Below are 22,537 nucleotides of genomic sequence, written 5' to 3'. Positions count from 1 at the left end.
CGTGCAGTCATTCTGCACAAGGGAGCCGCAACGCCGTGCGCCGGCCCGTTTTTGATCACAACGGGCGGCCGAGCCTCTGCTTTCAATGGTTCGTGGGGTTGGTCACCCAGGTTCCCCGATCCGGCGTTGCGGCCCTTGCCGGTAGAATGGCTACCGGCTGCGGACCGTGCCTTGTTTCGGAAAACCTGGGTGACCAACGCGAGGGTGTACGTTGATCAGCGTTTCCCCAAGGGGCTTCCCGTGGGGGTTCCTCGGCATCGGGCTCCTGTTCGCGCTGCTGCTGACCTCGCTGGTGGTGATGGGCGATGCCGCCCAGAACCAGGCGCGCTTCGAGCAGCTGTTCCTGTGGCTGCTCGTGTTCCATGTCGCCGTGCTGGTGGCACTGGGTGGCTTGATTATCTACCAGTTGGTGCGCATGGCGATCCAGTATCGCCGCGGGCTGCCCGGCAGCCGGCTGACGCTGCGCCTGGTCGCGGTATTCATGCTGGTGGCGGTGCTGCCGGTGTCGGTCGTTTATTACTTCTCCTTCAAGTTCCTGAACGAGGGCGTGGACGCCTGGTTCGACGTGCGCGTGGAGTCGGCGCTGGAGGACGCGCTGGAGTTGTCGCGCTCGTCGCTGGACCTGCGGGTGCGCCAGCTGGCGACCGAGACACAGGAGCTGATGAGCGATCTCGAGGGGGTCTCGGAGGGTCTGGTCCCCCTGGCCCTCAACGACTACCGCCGTCAGGTCGAAGCGCAGGAGCTGACCCTCGTCGGTTCCAATAACCGTATCATCGCCTCCAGCACTGACAGCCCGATCCGCAGGCTCCCGACCCCGCCAGGCTCCGATATCCTGATGCGCGTCCGCCCGGAGCAGCCGTATTCGCGCCTGGAGCCGCAGTCCGACGGCTCACTGATCATCCGCGTGGTGGCGACGACCAGCAGCCGCCGGCCGGGGTCGGAGAACCGCATCCTGCAGGGCATCTACCCGGTGGACCCGCGCATGAGCGCCCTGTCACTGCGGGTGCAGGATGCCTTTGCCGACTACCGCGAATTCGCCTACCTGCGCGGACCGATGATCCAGGGCTTCGTGTTCACGCTGTCGCTGGCCCTGGCGATCTCGCTGATGGCGGCGCTGTGGGCCGGGTTGCTGGTGGCGCGGCGCATGGTGCGCCCGATTTCGGACCTGGTGCAGGGCACCCGCATGGTGGCCCAGGGCGACTACAGCACCCGCCTGGCGGTGCAGCGCGCCGACGAGCTGGGTTTCCTGGTGCAGTCGTTCAACACCATGACCCGCACACTGAACGAGGCGCGCGACGAGGCCGAGCGCAACCGCCGCCTCCTGGATGCCGAACGCGCCTACCTGGAGAGCGTGCTGCAGCACTTGCGCTCCGGCGTGCTGGCGCTGGATGGCAGCCTGCGCCTGCGTACCGCGAATGCCGCGGCCAGCGAGATCCTGGAATGCGACCTGCAGGGGGCGCGGACCCGGGTGATGTCGGAGGTGGGCGACGAGTGCCCGCTGGTGGCCCAGTTCTTCGAGGCGATCAGCGATGCCCTGGTACGCCAGGAGGCAGAATGGTCGCGCCAGGTGGTGGTGTTCACCCGCAGCGGGCGCAAGGTGCTGATGACCCGCGCGGTTTGGCTGCCGACCTCCGGCTCCAGCCGGGGGCTGCACGCGATCGTGTTCGACGACATGACCGAGTTCCTCAAGGCCCAGCGTGACGCCGCCTGGGGCGAGGTCGCCCGGCGCCTCGCGCACGAGATCAAGAACCCGCTGACGCCGATCCAGCTGTCCGCCGAGCGCCTGTCCAGGCGCCTGGGCAAGGTGCTGGAGGGGGCGGATCGCGAGGTGCTGGACCGGGCAACCGGGACCATCGTGCAGCAGGTGGAGGCGATGAAGACGCTGGTCAACGCCTTCCGCGACTATGCCCAGGCCCCGCAGCTGGAGCGCGCATCGGTGGACCTGAACCAGCTGATCCGGGATGTCTGCGAGTTGTACCTGGACCACGAAGGGCGTTCGCGCGTCGATGTCACGCTGGATGCGTCCCTGCCGCGGATCCATGGCGATGCCGGCCGTCTGCGCCAGTTGCTGCACAACCTGATCAAGAACTCCCTGGAGGCAGGCGAGGGCCACGAGGACATGGAGGTGCATGTCGCAACCGCGTACCTCGACGACCCCGCCGGGCCGCACATCGAGCTGCGGGTGACCGACACCGGTCCTGGCATCAAGCCGGAGTTCCTCGAGCGCATCTTCGAGCCCTACACCACCGACAAGCCGCGGGGCACAGGTCTCGGTCTGGCCGTCGCGCAGAAGATCGTGGAAGAACATGGCGGCATGATTGAGTGCCATAATGCGGAGTCCAGGCAGGGGGGCGCGGTGTTCCGCATCCGCATCCCGGTGGAGCATGGTCCGGTGGTTCACGAGGAGCCCGAATGAGCGAAGCCTACATACTCGTGGTCGACGACGAGCCGGACATCCGCATGCTGTTGCAGGATGTGCTGGAGGACGAGGGCTACCAGGTGGCGCTGGCCGGCTCCGTGGCCGAGGCCAAGGCGCAGCGCCGTAGCCGTCGCCCCGACCTGATCCTGCTGGATGTCTGGATGCCGGACGGCGACGGCATCTCGCTCTTGAAGGAATGGAGCGACGACGAGGGCCTGCCGTGCCCGGTGGTGATGATCTCCGGGCACGGCAATGTCGAGACCGCCGTCGATGCCACGCGGCTCGGGGCCTACGACTTCATCGAGAAGCCGCTGTCCATCGACAAGCTGCTGATCACCCTGAACAATGCCCTGGAGGCCGCGCGCCTGCAGCGCGAGAACGTGGGCCTGAAGCGCCACGCCGGAACGGTCCAGGACCCCGTGGGCGAGAGCGCTACCATGGTGAACCTGCGCGACCAGGTGCAGCGCATGGCGCAGCACGACACCTGGGTGCTGATCACCGGCGAGCCGGGGGTTGGCAAACAGACCTTCGCCCGGCTGCTGCATGCGCGCAGCGCGCGTCGCGAGAGCCCGTTCATCGTGGTCTCGGTGGGGTCGCTCTCGGGCGACGAGGCGATCGCCGAACTGTTCGGCAGCGAGCAGGGCGAGCACGTGCGCTACGGCCTGCTGGAGCAGGCGGCGGGCGGCGTGCTGTTCCTGGACGAGGTCGCGGAGATGGACCTGCAGACCCAGGGGCGCCTGCTGCATGCCCTGGACACCCAGCGCATCACGCGAATTGGCGGCAGTCAGCCGATCAGCGTGAATGTGCGTGTGATCGCGGCCAGCCATTACGACCTGGCCGAGGCGGTGGAGCAGGGCCACTTCCGCGAGGACCTGTACTACCGGTTGAACGTCCTGCCGCTGGCGATCCCGCCGCTGCGCGAGCACCCGGAGGACATCCCCGAGCTACTGGAATGTCACATGCGGCACCTGCACCAGCAGGAGGGGCTGCCGGTGCGGGACTTCCAGCGCCCGGCGATGGAGCGGTTGCAGCAGTACCACTGGCCAGGCAACGTGCGCGAGCTTCGCAACCTGGTGCAGCGTCTGATGATCCTGGGTTCCGGCGACGAGATCACTCGCGACGAGGTGGAGCGCACCCTGAGCGGGCAGCCGCAGCGTGCCGAGGAGGCCGCGGAGGGGGGTGTCGCCATCCCCGATCTCCCGTTGCGCGAGGCACGCGAGCAGTTCGAACGCGAATACCTGCAACAGCAGCTGGAGCGCTCCGAGGGCAACATGACGCGCCTGGCCGAGCGGGTGGGGCTGGAGCGCACGCACCTGTACCGCAAGTTCAAGGCGCTGGGGATCGACCCCAAGCGCGTGAAATCCGATAGCTGAATCCGCTCCGGGACGGGAGACGCATGAAGCACATCATCATCCTCGGCGCCGGCCAGGTCGGCCAGTCGCTGGCCGAGGCGCTGAGCGCCGACGGAATGGACATCACGGTGGTCGACTACCGTGCGGAGATGCTGGCGGAGCTGGAGGATCGCTTCGACATCAAGACCGTGCACGGCTTTGCCGCCCACCCCTCGGTGTTGGAGGCGGCCGGGGCGCAGGACGCGTCCATGCTGATCGCGGTCACCAACTCGGACGAGACCAACATGGTGGCCTGTCAGGTGGCCTCCACGCTGTTCAACATCGAGACCAAGATCGCCCGGGTGCGAGCCCGCGACTACCACGACACGCCGGCGCTATTCGCCCAGGACGCGATGCCGGTGGACATGCTGATCTCGCCCGAGGCGATCGTGACCAGCCACATCCAGCGACTGATCGAACACCCCGGTTCGCTGCAGGTGCTGGAGTTCGCCGAGGGGCGGGTGTCGCTGGTGGGCGTGCGGGCCTACTACGGCGGTCCGCTGGTCGGGCACGAGCTGAAGAACCTGCAAAGCGACATGCCCGGTATCCATACCCGGGTCGCCGCGATCTTCCGCAAGGACCGGCCGATCCAGCCGGACGGCTCGACGGTGATCGAGGCGGACGACGAAGTCTTCTTCGTCGCCGCGAAGAAGAACATCCGCGCGGTGACTTCGGAGCTCCGCAAGCTGGAGAAACCCTACAAGCGAATCATGATCGCGGGCGGCGGGAACATCGGCGAGCGCCTCGCGGAGACCCTCAGCAAGCGCTACCGGGTCAAGGTGGTCGAGCGCGACTCGGATCGCGCGGACCACCTGGCGCGCACCCTGCCCAGCAATGTGCTGGTGCTGCACGGAGACAGCTCGGATGACCGCTTCCTCGAATCGATCAACGTCGAGCACAGCGACGTCTTCTGCGCGGTCACCAACGACGACCAGGCGAACATCTTCGCCGGCATGCTGGCCAAGCGCTGGGGCGTGCGCAAGGTGATGTCGCTGATCAATCGCCCGAGCTACGTCGATCTGCTGCAAAGCGGCACCATCGACGTCGCGATCTCGCCGCAACAGGCCACCATCGGGGCGCTGCTGGCCCGTGTACGCGAGGGCGGCACCGCCACGGTGCATACCCTGCGGCGCGGCGCGGCCGAGGCCATCGAGACGGTGGTCAATGGCGATGCCCGCACCTCGCAGGTGGTCAGTCGCCGGATCGACGAGATCGACTTTCCCGAGGGCACCAGTTTGGGCGCCGTGGTGCGCGAGGAGGAGGTCATCATTCCGCACCGGGATACCGTCATCGAGGCCGGCGACCACGTGATCCTGTTCGTGACCGACCGGCGCAAGGTGAAGCAGGTACAGCGCCTGTTCCAGCCCACGGCGCTGTTCTTCTAGGCGGAGCTCGCGGATGCTCCATCTCGCCTCCACGGCCCGGCTGCTGGGTGTCCTGCTGACGCTGTTCAGTCTGGCGATGCTGCCGCCGGCGGCCATTGGCTTCCTGTATGGGGAGTCCACCGCGTTCGTGTTCCTGCAGGCCTTCGCCCTGCTGTTGCTGATGGGGGGTGTGCTGTGGGCGCCGTTGTACCGCATGCGCCAGGAGCTGCAGGCGCGCGACGGCTTCATCCTGGTGGTCCTGTTCTGGCTCGGACTGGGGATCGCCGGGGCGACACCCCTGTTCCTGGATCCGAGCCTGCAGGTGTCCTTCACCGACGCGGCGTTCGAATCGATGTCCGGCCTGACCACGACCGGGGCCACCGTGCTGACCGGGCTGGACGATCTGCCGCGGGCGCTGCTGTGGTATCGCCAGCAACTGCAGTGGATGGGCGGCATGGGGATCATCGTGCTGGCGGTGGCCATCCTGCCGCTTCTGGGCGTGGGCGGCATGCAGTTGTTCAAGGCCGAGACCCCGGGGCCGATCCGCGACAACAAACTCACCCCGCGCATCGCCGAGACCGCGCGCAACCTCTGGTACATCTACCTGGGCCTGACCGCGGCCTGCGCGGTGGCCTACTGGGTCGCCGGCATGGACGCCTTCGATGCCGTCGCGCACTCCTTCACCACGGTGGCGATTGGCGGCTTCTCGACCTATGACGCCAGCATCGGCCACTTCGACTCCGTGGCGATCGAGATGGTCGCCATCGCGTTCATGGTCCTGGGCGGGATGAACTTCGCGCTCCACTTTCTGGTGCTGCACCGCGCGACCTGGAAGCCGTACCGGCGGGACGAGGAGTTACGCGCGTACCTGCTGGTACTCGGTTCGGCGACCGTGCTGGTGGTCGGCTTCATGCTCTGGAGCGGGTTTGCCGATCAGTTCGGGGATGCATTGCGCCGCGGGGTTTTCCATGTCGTGTCGATTGCGACCACGACGGGTTATGCGACCGACGCCTTCTACCTGTGGCCCGGTTTCCTGCCCGTATTGTTGATCTTCCTGTCGTTCATCGGTGGCTGTACCGGTTCCACCGGCGGTGGCATGAAGGTGGTCCGCGTGCTGTTGCTGATGAAACAGGGACTGCGCGAGATCAAGCGCCTGATCCACCCGCATGCGCGGATCACCGTGAAGGTCAACGGCAAGGAGGCCCCGGATCGGGTGGTCCAGGCGGTGTGGGGTTTCCTGGCGGCCTACGTGATGGTGTTCGTGGTGATGATGCTGGCGCTGATGGCATCCGGTCTGGATCAGGTGACCGCGTTCTCGGCGGTGGCGGCCACGCTGAACAACCTCGGCCCCGGACTGGGCGAGGTCGGGCCCAACTTTCAGTCGATCAACGACTTCAGCAAGTGGGTCCTGGTGTTCGCCATGCTGATGGGCCGCCTGGAAATCTTTACCGTGCTGGTGCTTCTGTCGCCCGCCTTCTGGCGGCGTTAGCCTGAAAAGGTAGTTTGGCCGGCGGCGCGCGGGAGGTGCCCCATGAGCGACATGATCGAACGCTTCCAGAATATGCTCGATGGCGGGCAGGACTCCGCCATGCTGCGTTTCTCGCTGGGCAATGCCCTGGCGACCGATGGCCAGCTCGAGGCTGCGGTCCCGCACCTGGAGCGGGCGTTGGAACTGGACGGGGGCTACTCGGCCGCCTGGAAGCTGCTGGCGAAGACGCTGGTGCAGCTGGAGCGCCCCGAGGCGGCGCTGTCCACCTGCGAACGGGGCATTCGCGTGGCCACCGAGAAGGGCGACCTGCAGGCCGCGAAGGAAATGGAGGTCTTCGCCAAGCGCGCCCGCAAGCAACAGGCCGCCATGGATGGACCTGGCGACGGCTCCGGGGGCGCATGAGCGCAGCAGACGACGACCGAAGCCGGGACCAGGACGCGGGCGCCTACCAGGCCCCGCTGACCGCCGCGCACTTCGCCCCGCGTTACTGGGGCAGCTGGTTGCTGCTGGCCCTGGCCTGGGTCCTGCAGGAGCTCCCGCGTCCGGCCGTGCGCGGTCTGGCGCGCGGCCTGGGCCCGCTGATCCGTCGCTTCGCCGGGCGCAGCCGGTGGGTGGCCGAACGCAATCTGGAGCTGTGCTTTCCGCACCTGAGCGCCGCCGAGCGCGCGCAGCGTCTGGAGGCCTATTACCGCTACCAGGCACAGACCGTCCTGGATTACGGCCTGCTGTGGTTCGGCAAGCCGGGTCAGCATGCCACCCGGATCCGCATCGAGGGTGTGGAGCACTACGAGCGCCTGCGCTCCGCCGGCACGCCGGTGATCATCCTCGCCCCGCACTCCCTGGCGCTGGACTACGGCGGCGTTCGCATGAGCCAGATGTTCGACGGCGTGTCCTTTGCCAAGCCGATGAAGAACCCGGTGCTCGAGTGGATCAACCATCGCAGCCGCACCCGCTACTCCGGCGACATCTTCGCCCGCGACCAGGGCCTGCGCCCGGCGATCCGCCAGCTCAAGCGCGGGCGCTTCTTCTACTACCTTCCGGACGAGGACCTGGGCGCCGAGGGTGCGGTGTTCGTGGATTTTTTCGGCGTGAAGAAGGCTACGCTGACCGCGCTGGCGCGCCTGGCGCGCATGTCGAAGGCCGCGGTACTGCCCAGCTTCGCCTGGTACGACACGGCGGCGGACCAGTACGTGATGCGCCTGTGGCCTCCCATGGACGGGTATCCCACCGGCGATGACGAGGCCGACGCCCGGCAGATGAACGCGGCCGTGGAGCGCGGCATCGAACAGGCTCCGCCGCAGTATCTGTGGTCCATGCGCCTGTTCCGCACCCGCCCCGAAGGCGAGCCGCGCTTCTACCCCGACCGCAAGCGCTGATCCCGACCCATGCCCGAGGGCGATACGATCCACAAGCTGGCGGCGGCGCTGCGCCCGGTGCTGGAGGGGACGGCATTGTGCCGGGTCGCGACCCGTGCGGCCCGGGGTGACCCGCTGCGCGAGCATGGCGCGATGACCGCCGAAGGCGTGCAGGCCCGGGGCAAGCACCTGTTGCTGGATCTCGAGGCCGCGGATGGCCGGCCCTGGCAGTTGCGTAGCCATCTCGGTATGTACGGCACCTGGCACCAGTACGCGCCCGGTTCCGCCTGGCACAAGCCGGCCTCCGCCGCGTGGGCGGTGCTGACGCTGCCGGATCGCGTCCTGGTCTGCTTTCATCCGCGCGAGCTGCAGTGGTGCCCGCGCACGGCCGGCGCTCGGGATGTCCCCCGGCTGGATGCCCGCGTCGGCCCCGATCTCCTGGACCCGGCCCTCGATCTGGACGCGGTCGTCGCCCGGGTGGGCGCCCGTGCCGATCCGGGGCGACCGATCCTGGACGTGCTGCTGGACCAGTCGCTGGCGGCGGGCATCGGCAACATCTACAAGTCGGAAGTGCTGTTCCTGCAGGGATGCCACCCGCTGCGGCCCGCTGGAGAGGTGACGGAGGCAATGCTGGCGGGACTCTACCGCGAGGCGGAACGTCTGTTGCGGCGCAATGTAAAGCCGGGTCCGCGGATTACCCGCGAGCGGGCGGAGGAGGAGGCCTTCCTGTACGTCTACGGCCGCCGGGGCGAGCCGTGCCACCGGTGTGGTGCGCCGATCGAATTTGCCCGGCTGGGCGAGCACCTTCGTTCGACCTACTGGTGCCCGTCCTGCCAGGCCGGGAACCCCTAGGCCGGTTGGGTGTACCAACAGAATACGACTCGCTCAAGGCGCTGTGCCGATTCACCGAGCATCCGCGCTGGACCGGCAGGCCAGGGGCGGATTTCCCAAGGAGGAAAATCATGCATACGCGCACGATGAAGACGGGACGCATGACCCTGGTACCCGTGCTGGCGGGGTTGGTGATGGCCTGTACCGGGTCCTCCGGCGTCTCGGCCCAGGGTCTGGAGGCCGGGGGGCAGGACCTGCAAGTCAGCGTGCTGAACGAGGAGCTCGATCACCCCTGGGCCATTGCCTTCCTGCCGGAGGGCGGGGCGCTGATCAGCGAACGCCCGGGCAGTCTGCGCTGGTTCGAGGACGCCGAATCCTTCGACGGCCGGGGCGTGCTCGTCCCCGGGCTGCCGGACGCCATGGAGGCGCAGAACCAGGGCGGGTTGCTGGACCTCGCGCTGCACCCCGATTTCGTCGACAACCGCTGGCTGTACTTCACCTATTCCGCCAGCGTGGACGGCGGGCTGACCACGCGTCTGGCACGCGGGCGCTTCCAGGAGGGCGAGCTGCGGGACGTGGAGACCCTGTTCACCGCCGAACCGGGGGTGCGTGGCGGGCGCCATTTCGGCGGCCGGATCGTCTTCGACGATGCGGATCACGTGTACATCAGTGTGGGGGACCGCGGTAATCGCGATCATGCCCAGGACACCGCCACGCATATCGGCAGCATCATCCGGCTGCACGACGACGGGTCGGTGCCGGACGACAACCCGCTGGTGGACGACCCCGACGCCCGTCCGGAGATCTGGGCCTGGGGCGTGCGCAACCCGCAGGGCATGGTGATCGACCCGGAAACCGGGACCTTCTGGGAGAACGAGCATGGTCCCCGCGGCGGCGACGAGGTGAACATCATCGAGCCCGGGCTGAACTACGGCTGGCCGGTGATCACCCACGGGCGCGAGTATGCCGGCGGCCAGGTCGGCGAGGGGATTACCGAGAAGGAGGGCATGGAGTCGCCCCTGCATCACTGGACGCCATCCATCGCGCCGTCGGGCATGGCGATCCTGCGCGATCCTGCCTTTGCCGACTGGGACGGCGACCTGCTCGTTGGCGGGCTGGCCCACCAGACCCTGCGCCGGTTGACCTTCGACGGGCGCGAGCTGGTCAACGAGAGCGAGGTGCTGCCGGACCTGGATCGCCGCGTGCGTGACGTGCGTGTCCATGACGGGGCGATCTACGTGCTTACCGACCACGATCCGGGGGAGCTGATCCGGCTCGCCCCCGCCGACTGACGGAGTTGCCGATGTTTGCATTTTCCGAGCCGCGCATGCCGCCCCCCGAACAGGCCCTGCCGGGGCGCGAGGAGCCGATGCCGGTGCCCGAGCGCCATAGGGTCCTGGGGACGCCGCTGGCGCCGCCGTACCCCGGGGGTATGCAGGTGATCCACTTCGGCATGGGCTGCTTCTGGGGCGCCGAGCGCCTGTTCTGGCAGCAGGATGGCGTGTATTCCACCAGCGTGGGCTACGGCGGTGGCTACACCCCGAACCCGACCTACCGGGAGGTCTGCAGTGGCCAGACCGGACACACCGAACTGGTCCGGGTGGTGTTCGATCCGACGCGGATCGGGTTGGATACGTTGCTGCGCACCTTCTGGGAAGGGCACGACCCGACCCAGGGCATGCGCCAGGGCAACGATGTCGGAACCCAGTACCGTTCGGCGATCTACACCACCGCTCCCGAGCACACCACGGCTGCCGAGGCCAGCCGTGAGCGTTTCCAGGCCGCGCTGGAGGCTGCCGGGCGCGGGGTAATCACCACGGAGATTTCAGAGGGCCGGCCGTACTACTTTGCCGAGGACTACCACCAGCAATACCTGGCCAAGGTCCCCAACGGCTACTGCGGCCTCGGCGGCCTGGCCGTGCCGTACCCAGCGTGAGCACCCACCCGGCTCTTGGCCATCACGGCGAAAAGCGATTCACAGGAAGACGTGAAGGTGGGAAGAGGGATGATGGCGCCCGCTCGTGTGTGTGCTGTGGTTCTGTAACGATCAGCGTATACCGCCCTACCAAAAAACCTTCCTGTCTTCCAAACTTCCTGTGAATCGCTTTTGACCTGGCCTTTCTTCGTGCCTTCGTGTGCTTCGTGGTGAACAAGGGTTTTCAGTCCCTTTGGGTGGCGGCCTGGACAAGGGCGTGGAACAGGCGCTGGTGGCGGCGCTTCTGCGGGAGGTATTCCGGGTGCCACTGCACGCCGATGCACCAGCCGTGTTCGGCCTCGATCGCCTGAACCACGCCGGTGGCCTCGCGGCCAGCGACCATCAGGTCCCGTCCGAGGTCATTGACGGCGTGGCTGTGGAGGGCATTCACGTGCAGCGTCGTGTTCCCCAGGATGTCGGCCAGATGGCTGCGAGGGTCCAGTTGTACCGACTTGACCGGAAGCAGGCTGCGGGCCTGCGGGGTTTCCACGTAGAACTCGGCCAGGTCGCGATGTAGCGTGCCGCCGCGCACCACGTTCACCAGCTGCATCCCGCGGCAGATGCCCAGGACCGGGCGATGATCGTCCAGCGCCCGGTGGATCAGGGACTTCTCCAGACGGTCGCGATCGGTGTCCAGCACGCCGCCGTGGGACTGGAACAGTCGGCGCAGCAGCCACAGGGCCGGATAGAACAGATAACCGATCAGGCGCTGCGAAAGGCGCTTCTCCGCCTGGCGGATGGCGGCGGCATCCGGTCCCTCGGGGAGGGTTTCGCCATAGAGCTCGGGGTCCACGTCCGCCCCCCCGCCGACGATCAGGCCATCGAAACGCCGATGACTGCGCGGCTTGCCCGGGCGCAGCCGCAGGGGGCGGCCCCCGGCACGCCACACCGCGAGTGCCGTGAACAGCCAGGCGGGGCCTCCGCCCTGATCGGGCCCGGTGATGGCGATCACCGGGCGGCGCGGGTGCGGTGTCGGGGTGCCGGCGATCGCCGGGCCGGGCTCAGAACCAGTCACGGAGGCGCTGGTTCCAGTCGTCGGCCCAGCGGCCGAGGGCCTGGCCGGGGCGTTCCAGGTACTCCCGCGACAGGCGCTCCAGACGTTCCGGGTCGGCCGCCAGGCGTTCAACCTCCACCCAGCCGTTGAACGGGCGCGCCAGGCTCCACTCCGGGTTGTCGATCTCGCAGTTGGGCAGGCGATAATGGAAAGCCGGGCGTGGCTTGATCAGTTCGTGCTCCACCGGCGCGGCGGCGACGCGGTCCGGGTCCAGGTGGGCAAATAGCGGCAGCAGGTCCAGCGGGCGGTTTCGGGTCGGGCTGTGCGCCAGGTAGGTGTCGATCAGGCCGGCCTGATCGGGCTGGAAGTCCGGGTCCAGTACGTAGCGCACGAAGGACCCGGGAAAGGCCCGGATGTAGGGGGATAGTCGCCGTGCGAGATCGATCGTGCCCGCGGCGGCCAGGACCTCGACCATCAGCAGGAAGCTGCGGAGGATCGCGAGGAGCCACTCGGCGTCGGTGCGGTGGACCTCGATATTGATCTGCAGCCCGAAGGCGTACAGCACCGAGCGTTCCGTGCCCAGCGCGCCGGCCTGCTGCAGGGTCGCCCGCACCCGATCCAGGCGAGGCAGCGCGGCAACCGGGATCGGGGGCGCCACGATCTCGTGCGGCACCAACCGTCCCGCCGCGTCGGCCAGCCAGCGATCCAGCGCCGCCTCGTCCGAATCGTCCAGTTCGATGCCCAGGCGGGTGAGGTGCTCGCGATAGGCGCGGTCCTTTAATACCCGTGCGTCCAGCTCCAGCTGGAAGTCGCCGACATCCGTATCGCGGACATGGAAGACGAATGCGCTGTCCGACTCGACGTGGCCGCCGAACTCGGCCTGCACCGCTTCGGCCATAGTCTCGAGCGATACCCCGGCCATCTCGATCTCGACCCCAATACGCCGGGGTTCGCCCTCCGGGTTGGCAGGCCAGGGGAGTTCGTGAAAGGGCTCGCTCATGCGTCTCTCGAAGCCGCTCAAGGGCTCTCCATGATAGCGGCTCGGTGTACGTCGTGCGGTCCGGGCAGTAGGATAGGCGCCGACCGACAGGAGCCCGCCGACCCCATGGATCGAATCTATCTGCGCGACCTCGAGATTGACGCCGTCGTGGGCGTCTACGACTGGGAACAGCGAATCCAGCGCCGCCTGCGATTCGACATCGAACTCGCGGCGGATACCCGCATCGCCGCCCATTCCGGCGAGATCGGCGATACCGTCGATTACGAGGCAGTCGCCAACGCCGTGCGCGCCATCGTGACGCGCGAGCCCCACACCCTGCTGGAATCCCTGGCCGAGGAGATCGCCGAGGCCCTGATGGCCCAGTTTGGCACCCCCTGGGTGCGCATCAAGCTGGGCAAGCCCGGGGCCGTTCCCGGTGTGCGCGAGGTCGGCATCGAGACCGAGCGCGGCAGCCTCTCCTCGTAGACTGCCTCCGGCACGGGCACCCTGCCTGGGGGATCCCGCTGATCCCCGTGCCCGGGCGCCCGTACCATGGCCGGACGGACCGGGGCGCGCCGATATCCAGCGTACGGCGCGGCTTGCCGCGCGTACCCCCGTCATGACAACCCCCTTCCCCTCCCGTCGCCCTGTCGATCCCGCCGACTGCCAGGGGTTCTGAACCGTCCGGCACTGCGGATCCGGTTCACCTCCCGAAGAACGCGCACGCTTTTGGTGCGTGTGCACTTTTAGTGCGCACCAATTCAAGGCAAAAGGCCGTGGTTGGGCCGCAACACGTGTTGTGAAAAGCGGATTTTGCTCCCTTTTGGTACTTGGCACAGCCCGTGCAAGGACCGGGTGTCGACTACGCGACACTCGATTGACCAATCTGGGAGATGACCAACATGAAGAAATTCACCCGTTCCGCGCTGGCCGCTGCTGTCCTCACGGTAGGTTCCACCGGTGGCGTCGCCTTTACCTCCACTGCGAGCGCCGAGCTGTCCATGAATATTGGCGCCGTTTCCAACTACTACTTCCGTGGCGTCACTCAGACCGATGATGCCGCTGCCATCCAGGGTGGTGTGGATTTTGAACACGAGTCTGGATTCTACGCCGGTACCTGGGCGTCTACGGTTGATTTCGGAGACGGCGAAGCAAAGTACGAGCTCGACCTCTATGCCGGGTTCGCAGGCGAGCTTGGAAATGGACTTGGCTATGACGTCGGTTATGTCTATTACGCCTATCCTGATAGCCCCGTCGATATCGACTTCGGCGAGGTTTACGGTGAGCTTTCGTACGAAGGGTTCTATGGCGGTCTTGCCGCGACGGCGAACAGCGATCAGTCAAGTGGGCAGGCGTTCGATTCGGGTGATGTCTATTACTACCTTGGCTATGACATCGCGCTGCCGAATGACTTTGGTCTCGACCTGACTGCCGGCTATTACACCTTTGATGCCGATGGGTCCGCGGATCAGGAAGATCTGGATTACCTGCATTACGCCGCGTCCATGTACCGCGATGTGGGTGACTTTGGCGACGTCTCGTTCACCCTGGAGTACGCCGACATCAAGGATGACGATCGCTCCGAACTCGCGGGATCTAACGAAGACATGAAGGTTTGGGTGGGCTGGTCCAAGACGTTCTGAACCCGGCTATTACCTCTTAATGCAAAGGCGGGTCCGTGGATCGGCGGGCCCGCCCACAGGAGTCTGACATGAAGATGATTACCGCCGTGATCAAGCCATTCAAGCTTGATGATGTTCGCGAGGCGATCTCGGAGATCGGCGTGCAGGGCATGACCATGACCGAAGTCAAGGGCTTTGGTCGCCAGCGCGGTCATACCGAGTTGTATCGCGGTGCCGAGTACGTGGTCGACTTCCTGCCCAAGGTGAAGCTTGAAGTAGCCGTTGACGAAAACCTGGTCGACCAGGTTGTCGAGGCCATTTCAAAGTCCGCCAGTACGGGCAAGATCGGCGATGGCAAGATCTTTATTACGCCGGTGGAGCAGGTCGTGCGTATCCGCACGGGCGAGTCCGGACCGGAAGCGCTCTAATCCACTGCCTTCCATCGAATGAGGAATTTCAATCATGGAAATTGAACAGCAAGTAGTCGAACTCGCCTACGCCATGGACACCTTTTATTTCCTGGTGGCCGGTGCGCTGGTGATGTGGATGGCCGCGGGCTTTACCATGCTCGAGGCCGGAATGGTGCGCACCAAGAGTGTCGCCGAAATCGCAACCAAGAATATCGCCCTGTATTCGATCGCCAGCATCATGTACATGCTCGTCGGCTACAACATCATGTACGGTGATGGTCTCAGCTCCGTTATCCCGGGGCTGGGGTTCCTGCTCGGCGGCGACAATGCGGTCGCGGACGTAATGGGTAGTGGTGGCGACATCTACTACTCCGATCGTGCCGACTTCTTCTTCCAGGTCGTGTTCGTGGCCACCGCGATGTCCATCGTCTCGGGCGCCGTGGCCGAGCGCATGAAGCTGTGGGCCTTCCTGACCTTCGCGGTCGTCCTGACCGGCTTCATCTACCCGATGCAGGGTTTCTGGAGCTGGGGTGGCGGTATGCTCGATCAGATCGGCTACCTGGACTACGCCGGGTCCGGCATCGTCCACTTTACGGGTGCCGCGGCGGCACTGGCCGGCGTGCTGCTCCTCGGGGCACGCAAGGGCAAGTACACCAAGGATGGCAAGATCAACGCCATCCCGGGCTCCAACATGCCGCTGGCCACCCTGGGTGTGCTGATCCTGTGGCTGGGGTGGTTCGGCTTTAACGGCGGCTCCGAGCTGAAGGTCTCCGACATCGAATCCGCCAATGCCGTGGCCGCGGTGTTCACCAATACCAACCTGGCTGCGGCCGGGGGTGTAGTGGCCGCCCTGATCACGACGCGCCTGGTGTTCGGCAAGGCCGACCTGACCATGGCCCTGAACGGCGCGGTCGCGGGCCTGGTGTCCATCACGGCGGAACCGCTGATGCCCAGCCCGTTCCTGGCGATGGTCATCGGTGCCATCGGTGGCGTGCTCGTGGTGTTCTCGATCGTGGCGCTGGACAAGCTGAAGATCGACGACCCGGTGGGTGCGATCTCCGCGCACGGTACCGCCGGCATCTGGGGCGTGATGGCAGTCCTGCTGACCAACCCGGATGCGACCTTCTTTGGCCAGATTGCGGGCCTGCTTGCCATCTTCGTGTTCGTCTTCGTGGCCAGCCTGATTGTCTGGGCGATCCTGAAGGCGGTGATGGGCATTCGCCTGAACGAAGAGGACGAGGAAATGGGCGCCGACATCGCCGAGTGCGGTCTCGAGGCTTATCCGGAGTTTACCGGCAAGAACTGATCCCTCGTTTACCTGAAACCAGGATCGGGCCGCGCGGCGGCTCGATCCTCAACAAGTCTCCTCCGACGCCGACAAGACAGTCTCCCGGGACTCGGATGTTGGCCTTTGGGCGCCCCTTCCCCGGGCGCCCTTTTTTTGTTCGGCACACCCTGTGGGACCGGGCTTGCCCGCGAAGCCCCCGCCCGCGGCGGTTGTTGCGACTGATGCCCGCGGGCTACTAACACCCCGGCCGGCTCTCTTCCCAGCAAGCAGGGTCTCCCGGTCGGGCCATTCATCCCGGCGCCCCGGCTTCGGTTACGATCCCGCTTTTGCCGCACCGGAAGCCTGTCGCATGGATCGCCTGCTGGACGTTTGCCAACTCAAAACGGCACACCTTGGCCCGCTGGACCTGGCGGTTCAGCCCGGCGAGCTGGTACAGGTCACGGGCGCCTCGGGTTCCGGCAAGTCCCTGCTGCTGCGGGCCCTGGCGGACCTCGACCCCAACACCGGTGAGGTGACACTGAACGGCGAGCCCCGCGATGCCATGCGGCCTGTCGAGTGGCGCCGCCGCGTGGCCTACGTGCCGGCCGAGACCGCCTGGTGGGGCGAGCGCGTGGACGAGCACCTGCCGGCCGGCTATTCGCGCGAGACAGCCCTTCACCTGCTGGAGCAGGTCGCGTTGCCGGAGGCCTCGCTGGGCTGGGAGATCGAGCGCCTCTCCAGCGGTGAGAAACAGCGCCTGGGCCTGGTGCGCGCGCTGCTGAACAAGCCGTGGGTCCTTCTGCTGGACGAGCCCACCGCCAACCTGGATCTGGAGAACACCAAGCGCATCGAACGGGCGGTGCGGGCCTATCTCGCCGAGGAACAGGCGGCGGCACTGTGGGTCAGCCACGACACGCTGCAGCGTCAACGCCTGGGCGGGCGCATCCTCACCATCCACGAAGGGCAGCTGGAGAACGCGGCATGGAGCTGATCTCGCTATCCGCGCTGGACCTGACGCTGGCGGCGCTGCTGGTCGTCGCCCTGGCGGGGCTTACCGTCTGGGCACGCATGGGGCTGGGGCGCAGCCTCCTCATCGCGGGTGCGCGCACCGTGATCCAGCTACTGCTGGTTGGTCTGGTCCTGCAGACGCTTTTCGACCATGCGCAGCTCGGTTGGGTGGCGCTGATGGCGGTCATCATGCTGGCGGTGGCGGGCTACGAGGTCATGGCCCGGCAGCAGCGGCGCTTCGCCGGCCTGTGGGGTTACGGGATCGGTACCGTCACCATGTTCGTCTCCGCGTTTGCCGTGACCGTGCTGGCATTGACGACGATGGTGGGGCCTGCGCCCTGGTGGGAGCCGCAGTACGCCATCCCGCTGCTGGGCATGTTGCTGGGCAACACCATGACCGGCATCGCGCTGGGGCTGGACCGCCTGACCCAGACCGTCTGGCGCGAGCGCCGTACCATCGAGGGACGGCTGGCACTGGGCTCGGGCTGGAGCGAGGCGGTCGCCACCATGCGCCGCGAGGCCGCCCGCTCCGGACTGATGCCGACCATCAACGCCATGGCGGCCGCCGGCATCGTCAGCCTGCCGGGCATGATGACCGGGCAAATCCTCGCCGGCGCCCCGCCGGTGGAGGCGGTCAAGTACCAGATCCTGATCATGTTCCTGATCACCGCCGGCACCGGGTTCGGTACCCTCGGCGCGGTCTGGTTCGCCTCGCGCCGCCTGTTCGACACCCGCGAACGCCTGCGTCTCGACCGCCTGAAGCCGGGCCGCCACACGTAGCCCTATCCACCACGATCGGTGCATCTCGCATTCGCTCAATGCACCCTGCGACGCGCGGCGGAGCCCCCGTAGGATGCGCTGAGCGCAGCGAACCGCATCACAGGCGTTGGCTGAAGCCCCTGGGCTGGCAAAAAACCACCGGGGCGGCTGGTCCCGTCAGGCGAACAGCTTGCGGCGGAAGAACTCGGGCGTGGCGCCGGCGGCGCGGTGGATGGCGGCGTTGTAGTAGTGGGTGGCAAACGTTGCCTCCTCGGCCGCCTCCTCGCGCACGAAGGAGACCGGGGCGTCCTTCGCGGCAATGGTGCAGGTCCACCAGCCGGAGGGGTAGGTGGGTTGCGGGAAGTGCAGCGTCAACGCATCGATGAAGCTGGCCGCGCGCAGGCTGTCGTGCATTGGGCGGATGATGCTCTCGGTATGCAACAGCGGCGATTCGCTTTGCTGCACCAGCAGACCATCCGGAGCCAGGGCCTTCACGCAGTCCTTGTAGAAGGCGGTGGAGAACAGCCCCTCGGCGGGCCCTACCGGGTCGGTGGAGTCGACGATGATCACGTCGACCGAGCCGGGTCTGGCGTCCTTCAGATACTGCACGCCATCGTCGAACCGGAGTTCGGCGCGCGGGTCGTCGTTGGCATCGCACAGCTCCGGGAAGTACTGCTCCGACAGGCGGGTGACGCGCTCGTCGATATCCACCTGCACGGCCTTCTGCACCTCGTCGTGCTTGAGCACTTCGCGCAGGGTGCCGCAGTCGCCGCCGCCGATAATGACCACGTTCTTCGGGGCGTTGTGCGAGTAGAGCACCGGGTGCGACATCATCTCGTGGTAGATGAAGTTGTCGCGCCCGGTGAGCATCACGCAGTCGTCGATCACCATCAGGTTGCCGAAGGCCTCGGTCTCGTAGATCTCGATCTTCTGGTACGGGGTCTGCTCCTCGTGCAGCTTCTGCTTGATGCGAAGGGACAGGGCCATGTTTTCGTGCGGCTCGCTGAACCAGTTGTTGTCGAGTGCCATTGGCGGCTCCCCTTGCCGGTACGGTGGACGGTATGATGCGCCGCTATGATAGTGCCCCGCACGCTGCGGGCAACTGGCGCCGCGTAATGACGGCGCCCCGGTCACACTCATGCGTTAACCCGGGATCGCCATGTCTGTCACGCCCTGGAATCTGGATGAGGCCCGCGCGACCTACGGGATCGACCACTGGAACGGTGGCTTTTTCGAGGTGAACGCCGCGGGGCACGTGGTCATGCGGCGACCGGACTGGCCGGATCACCCGGGCGTCGATCTGCACGAACTCGCCGGGCGGCTGCGCGAGGAACATGTCGGGCCGCCGGTGCTGGTGCGCTTCCAGGATGTGCTGGACGGGCGCGTGCGCCGCCTGGCGCGGGCCTTCGATGCCGCCGCGCGCGAGCTGGATTACCCGGGCGCGTTCACCGCGATCTATCCGATCAAGGTGAACCAGCAACGCAGCGTGGTGGACCAGATCCTGGCGGCGGGCGATACGCCGGATGCCGAGGGCTTTACCCCGCGGGTCGGGCTGGAGGCGGGCAGCAAGCCGGAACTGATGGCCGTGCTCGCGCAGTCGCGCCCGGGTGCCGCGATTATCTGCAACGGCTACAAGGATCGCGAATACGTGCGCCTGGCGCTGATCGGGCGCCAGCTCGGGCATCGCGTGTATATCGTCATCGAAAAGCCCTCCGAGCTGGAGGAGGTCATCCGCCAGGCCGAGAACATGGATATCGCGCCGCTTTTGGGGTTGCGTGTGCGCCTGGCGTCGATTGGCAAGGGCAAGTGGCAGAACACCGGGGGCGAGAAGGCCAAGTTCGGCCTGTCCGCGGCGGATGTACTGGGCATCCTCGAGCGCCTGCGCGGTCTCGGCTGGCTCGACCGCCTGCAGCTGCTGCACTTCCACATGGGCTCGCAGATCGCGAACATTCGCGATATCCAGAACGGCATGGGCGAGGCGGCCAGCTACTTCGCGGCGCTGACCGAGGCGGGTGCCGCGCTGCAGGTCGTGGATGTCGGCGGCGGCCTGGGTATCGACTATGAAGGCTCGCGCTCGCGCAACGAATGCTCCATCAACTACTCGGTGGAGGAGTACGCGCTGAACATCCTGCGCCCGCTCAAGCGCATCTGCGAGGCGCATGATCTCGCCATGCCCGAGGTGTTCAGCGAATCCGGGCGGGCGCTCACCGCGCACCACGCGGTGTTGATTACCAACGTGATCGACTGCGAGCCGGCCCCCGGGGATGGCGATATCCCGCCCGCGGCAGACGACGAGCTGCCCGAGATCGCCGCGATGCGCGCGCTCCTGGACGAGCGCGAGCGCCCGGCCTCCGAGATCTATCACGATGCCGCGTTCGGCCTGTCCGACCTGCAGGCGCGCTTTGCCCGCGGGATGCTCTCGCTGGCGGACCGGGCGCGCGCCGAGGCGATCTATTTCGCCCTGTGCCAGCGCCTGCTGGCGCAGCCGGAGGCGCTGCCCGCGGAGATCCGCGCCGAACTGACGGACAAGCTGGCGGACAAGGTTTTCTGCAATTTCTCCGTGTTCCAGTCGATCCCGGACACCTGGGCGATCAACCAGATCTTCCCCATCATGCCGCTGCACCGCCTGGACGAGGCCCCGATCCGGCGTGCGGTGTTGCAGGACCTGACCTGCGACTCCGACGGCCACATCGAGCAGTACGTGGAGCGCGAGGGCACGCACACCACCCTGGCGCTGCACCCGTGGAAAACGGGCGAGGCCTACTATCTCGGCATCTTTCTGGTCGGGGCCTACCAGGAGATCCTCGGCGACCTGCACAACCTGTTCGGCGACACCGACACCGTGAATGTGGGACTGACCGAGCAGGGCGGCTACCGCCTGTTGAACCCCGAGCGCGGCGACACCGTGGACGAGCTGCTCTCCTACGTGCACTTCGCCCCGGATGACCTGCGCCGCGCCTTCCGGGCCAAGATCGACGCCGTCGGCCTGCGCGGCGAGGCCGCCGGACGGCTGCTGGCGGAACTGGAACACGGCCTGACCGGCTACACCTATCTCGAGGACTGAATCATGCAGTGCTACGTCTATCGCGCGAGCAAGCGCGCCGATACCTATGTCTATCTCCCGGAGAAGGATGATTTCTCCGAGTTGCCCGAAGGCGTGATGCGCGCCCTCGGCAACCTGGAGTTCGCACTGGAGTTCGAGCTGACGCCGGAGCGCACCCTGGCCCAGGAAGACCCGCAAAAGGTCCTGGTCAACCTCGACGAGCAGGGCTTCCACCTCCAGTTCCCGCCCCCGGAAGACGAACCCAAGCCCTGATCCATCCGCATGGCGGCCCCCCGGAATGTCGTCGCCGTGAGCTTCTCTCTCCGTCATCCCGGAAACCGCGAAGCGGTTATCCGGGGTCTCGTGCACAGTGGTCTCCCCTGGCCCTGGGACATCCCCCACGCCGTAGGTCCCGGGCCTGCGCTACGGCCTAGGGAAACACTGATTAATGTACACGTTCGCGCTCGAGTCGCTTTTGCGTGCGAACAAGGCGCGGCGACTGCCGTGCAGTCATTCTGCACAAGGGAGCCGCAACGCAGTGCGCATGCAAAAGCGGCCGAGCCCCTTCATTCAATCGCTTGTGGGGTTGGTACCCCAGGTTCCCCGATCCTGCGTTGCGCCGCCTATGGGTAGAGCTACTACCCACTCCACGACGCGCCTTGTCTCGGAAAACCTGGGATGCCAACGCGAACGTGTACATTAATCAGTGTTTCCCTAGATGGCGGGGGCGGGGTGACTGCAGACGGGGCGCGCTGAGCGCAGCGAGCCAGCCTCGGGTGGTGGACTTCAATCTGGCCTCCACGGTGCCTATGATGATACATTGTTATAACTTCAGGCGGCTTGTGGAGAGGGCATGAAAACGACTTTGCGACAGATTGGAAACTCCCGCGGCGTCCTGTTACCTGCGACGCTGTTGCGCCAATGCGGGATCCGCGACGAGATCGACCTGCGGCTCGAGGGCCACCGGATCGTCATCGAGCCGATTACCGAGCCGCGCGCCGGCTGGTTCGACCACTACGACATCGATCAGGACGATGTACCCGAATGGCCCGACACGCCCTTGGCCGAGGATGCCGAGGAGTGGGAATGGTAGGGCATCGCGCACCGGTTCGCCGCGGTGACGTCTACTGGGTCAACCTGGACCCGACCGTTGGCACGGAGATCCGCAAGACCCGCCCTGCATTGGTCGTTTCCCCCGACGACATGAACGCAGCCTTGCCCCGGGTCCTGGTGGCGCCGATCACCAGCAAGGGGCAGCCGCTCGGGTGCCGGCCGGAGGTCGAGCTCGCGGGCCGCCCGGCCCGTATCCTTCTCGACCAGATCCGCAGTGTGGACAAGCGGCGTTTGGTGTCCACCCTCGGCTCGATCGAACTCGCAAGCTGGCACCCGCAACTCCTGGAGATGTTCGCCTGAGTTTTTGCGGTCCGGTCGCCTCACACGATACGCCCCGGCATTTGTGCTTCCGCTTCACTGTCCCTCCGTCATCCCGGCTCTGCGCTGTGCTTCGGCCGGGATGACGGGAGCAAGCGCGCGGAGCCTGCGCTGAAAACGTGGAAGTCGCAGCGCGGACGCTCATAAGTCTGTATAGTGTCGGCCCTTTTGCCAGTATCTAGAGTTCGTATTCCATGACC

22 protein-coding genes are annotated in these 22,537 nt (G+C 66.5%); 19 read left to right on the top strand and 3 right to left on the bottom strand.

Translation table 11 applies throughout. The features are described 5' to 3' along the window. Nucleotides 1-211: 211 nt before the first annotated feature. From ACESLR_RS03165 to msrA, 9 genes are all read left to right on the top strand, one after another. Nucleotides 212-2,416, top strand: a complete 2,205-nt coding sequence (locus tag ACESLR_RS03165) for an ATP-binding protein (RefSeq protein WP_373023659.1) — start codon at nt 212-214, stop codon at nt 2,414-2,416. After that, nucleotides 2,413-3,792 carry a sigma-54-dependent transcriptional regulator gene (locus ACESLR_RS03160; protein ID WP_373023658.1) on the top strand — a complete coding sequence of 460 codons (1,380 nt, stop codon included), beginning with the start codon at nt 2,413-2,415 and terminating at the stop codon, nt 3,790-3,792. Before ACESLR_RS03165 ends, ACESLR_RS03160 begins: the two co-directional genes overlap by 4 nt. A 23-nt stretch (nt 3,793-3,815) precedes the next feature. After that, a complete protein-coding gene (trkA, locus tag ACESLR_RS03155; protein ID WP_373023657.1) occupies nt 3,816-5,195 on the top strand; it encodes a Trk system potassium transporter TrkA in 1,380 nt (459 codons plus the stop codon). A gap of 13 nt (nt 5,196-5,208) precedes the next feature. Then, nucleotides 5,209-6,663, top strand: a complete 1,455-nt coding sequence (locus ACESLR_RS03150) for a TrkH family potassium uptake protein (protein ID WP_373023656.1) — start codon at nt 5,209-5,211, stop codon at nt 6,661-6,663. Nucleotides 6,664-6,705: 42 nt separating this feature from the next. Further along, nucleotides 6,706-7,065: a tetratricopeptide repeat protein gene (locus ACESLR_RS03145; protein WP_373023655.1), complete on the top strand. Its 360-nt coding sequence runs from the start codon at nt 6,706-6,708 to the stop codon at nt 7,063-7,065. Beyond that, nucleotides 7,062-8,039: a lipid A biosynthesis acyltransferase gene (locus ACESLR_RS03140; protein WP_373023654.1), complete on the top strand. Its 978-nt coding sequence runs from the start codon at nt 7,062-7,064 to the stop codon at nt 8,037-8,039. Before ACESLR_RS03145 ends, ACESLR_RS03140 begins: the two co-directional genes overlap by 4 nt. 9 nt (nt 8,040-8,048) lie before the next feature. After that, nucleotides 8,049-8,870: a DNA-formamidopyrimidine glycosylase family protein gene (locus tag ACESLR_RS03135; protein ID WP_373023653.1), complete on the top strand. Its 822-nt coding sequence runs from the start codon at nt 8,049-8,051 to the stop codon at nt 8,868-8,870. Between the two features lie 110 nt (nt 8,871-8,980). Beyond that, nucleotides 8,981-10,141 (top strand): PQQ-dependent sugar dehydrogenase, encoded by a 1,161-nt coding sequence (locus ACESLR_RS03130; protein WP_373023652.1) that lies wholly within the window; start codon nt 8,981-8,983, stop codon nt 10,139-10,141. 11 nt (nt 10,142-10,152) lie between these two features. Further along, complete coding sequence (msrA, locus tag ACESLR_RS03125) at nt 10,153-10,785, top strand: peptide-methionine (S)-S-oxide reductase MsrA (protein ID WP_373023651.1); 633 nt, start codon at nt 10,153-10,155, stop codon at nt 10,783-10,785. A gap of 223 nt (nt 10,786-11,008) precedes the next feature. Here msrA and ACESLR_RS03120 read toward each other — a convergent pair whose 3' ends face one another. After that, the gene (locus ACESLR_RS03120) at nt 11,009-11,839 is read right to left on the bottom strand and encodes a gamma-glutamyl-gamma-aminobutyrate hydrolase family protein (RefSeq protein WP_373025801.1); all 831 of its coding nucleotides are present in this window, start codon (nt 11,837-11,839) and stop codon (nt 11,009-11,011) included. Then, nucleotides 11,826-12,818 carry an amidoligase family protein gene (locus tag ACESLR_RS03115; protein ID WP_373025799.1) on the bottom strand — a complete coding sequence of 331 codons (993 nt, stop codon included), beginning with the start codon at nt 12,816-12,818 and terminating at the stop codon, nt 11,826-11,828. Before ACESLR_RS03115 ends, ACESLR_RS03120 begins: the two co-directional genes overlap by 14 nt. 105 nt (nt 12,819-12,923) lie before the next feature. Here ACESLR_RS03115 and folB point away from each other — a divergent pair, with 105 nt between their 5' ends. The 6 genes from folB (at nt 12,924) to ACESLR_RS03085 (ending at nt 17,884) form a co-directional block, all read left to right on the top strand. After that, nucleotides 12,924-13,283, top strand: coding sequence for a dihydroneopterin aldolase (gene folB, locus ACESLR_RS03110; protein ID WP_373054783.1), 360 nt, complete (start codon nt 12,924-12,926; stop codon nt 13,281-13,283). Between the two features lie 416 nt (nt 13,284-13,699). Further along, entirely contained in the window at nt 13,700-14,440 is a 741-nt protein-coding gene (locus ACESLR_RS03105; protein ID WP_373025795.1) for a TorF family putative porin, read from the top strand. Nucleotides 14,441-14,508: 68 nt separating this feature from the next. Beyond that, a complete protein-coding gene (locus tag ACESLR_RS03100) occupies nt 14,509-14,847 on the top strand; it encodes a P-II family nitrogen regulator (RefSeq protein ID WP_024325935.1) in 339 nt (112 codons plus the stop codon). 34 nt (nt 14,848-14,881) lie between these two features. Then, nucleotides 14,882-16,135 (top strand): ammonium transporter, encoded by a 1,254-nt coding sequence (locus ACESLR_RS03095; RefSeq protein ID WP_373025793.1) that lies wholly within the window; start codon nt 14,882-14,884, stop codon nt 16,133-16,135. Between the two features lie 331 nt (nt 16,136-16,466). Then, a complete protein-coding gene (locus ACESLR_RS03090) occupies nt 16,467-17,087 on the top strand; it encodes an ATP-binding cassette domain-containing protein (RefSeq protein WP_373025792.1) in 621 nt (206 codons plus the stop codon). Continuing rightward, nucleotides 17,078-17,884 (top strand): ABC transporter permease, encoded by an 807-nt coding sequence (locus tag ACESLR_RS03085; RefSeq protein ID WP_373025790.1) that lies wholly within the window; start codon nt 17,078-17,080, stop codon nt 17,882-17,884. The genes ACESLR_RS03090 and ACESLR_RS03085 overlap by 10 nt, the downstream gene beginning before the upstream one ends. A gap of 156 nt (nt 17,885-18,040) precedes the next feature. On the opposite strand, the gene speE is transcribed toward ACESLR_RS03085, so the two are convergent. Further along, nucleotides 18,041-18,892, bottom strand: a complete 852-nt coding sequence (gene speE, locus ACESLR_RS03080) for a polyamine aminopropyltransferase (protein ID WP_373025789.1) — start codon at nt 18,890-18,892, stop codon at nt 18,041-18,043. Between the two features lie 130 nt (nt 18,893-19,022). Here speE and speA point away from each other — a divergent pair, with 130 nt between their 5' ends. From speA to ACESLR_RS03060, 4 genes are all read left to right on the top strand, one after another. Then, the gene (gene speA / locus ACESLR_RS03075) at nt 19,023-20,927 is read left to right on the top strand and encodes a biosynthetic arginine decarboxylase (protein WP_373025787.1); all 1,905 of its coding nucleotides are present in this window, start codon (nt 19,023-19,025) and stop codon (nt 20,925-20,927) included. 3 nt (nt 20,928-20,930) lie between these two features. Next, nucleotides 20,931-21,179 carry a YcgL domain-containing protein gene (locus ACESLR_RS03070; protein ID WP_373025786.1) on the top strand — a complete coding sequence of 83 codons (249 nt, stop codon included), beginning with the start codon at nt 20,931-20,933 and terminating at the stop codon, nt 21,177-21,179. A gap of 580 nt (nt 21,180-21,759) precedes the next feature. Further along, nucleotides 21,760-21,999, top strand: a complete 240-nt coding sequence (locus ACESLR_RS03065) for a hypothetical protein (RefSeq protein ID WP_373025784.1) — start codon at nt 21,760-21,762, stop codon at nt 21,997-21,999. Beyond that, the gene (locus ACESLR_RS03060; RefSeq protein WP_373025783.1) at nt 21,993-22,319 is read left to right on the top strand and encodes a type II toxin-antitoxin system PemK/MazF family toxin; all 327 of its coding nucleotides are present in this window, start codon (nt 21,993-21,995) and stop codon (nt 22,317-22,319) included. Before ACESLR_RS03065 ends, ACESLR_RS03060 begins: the two co-directional genes overlap by 7 nt. Nucleotides 22,320-22,537 lie beyond the last annotated feature (218 nt).

The organism is Thioalkalivibrio sp. (assembly GCF_041685615.1).
GTDB lineage: Bacteria > Pseudomonadota > Gammaproteobacteria > Ectothiorhodospirales > Ectothiorhodospiraceae > Thioalkalivibrio.
Note: the sequence above shows the minus strand (reverse complement) of the source record. Positions and strands in the feature narration are given on the sequence as shown.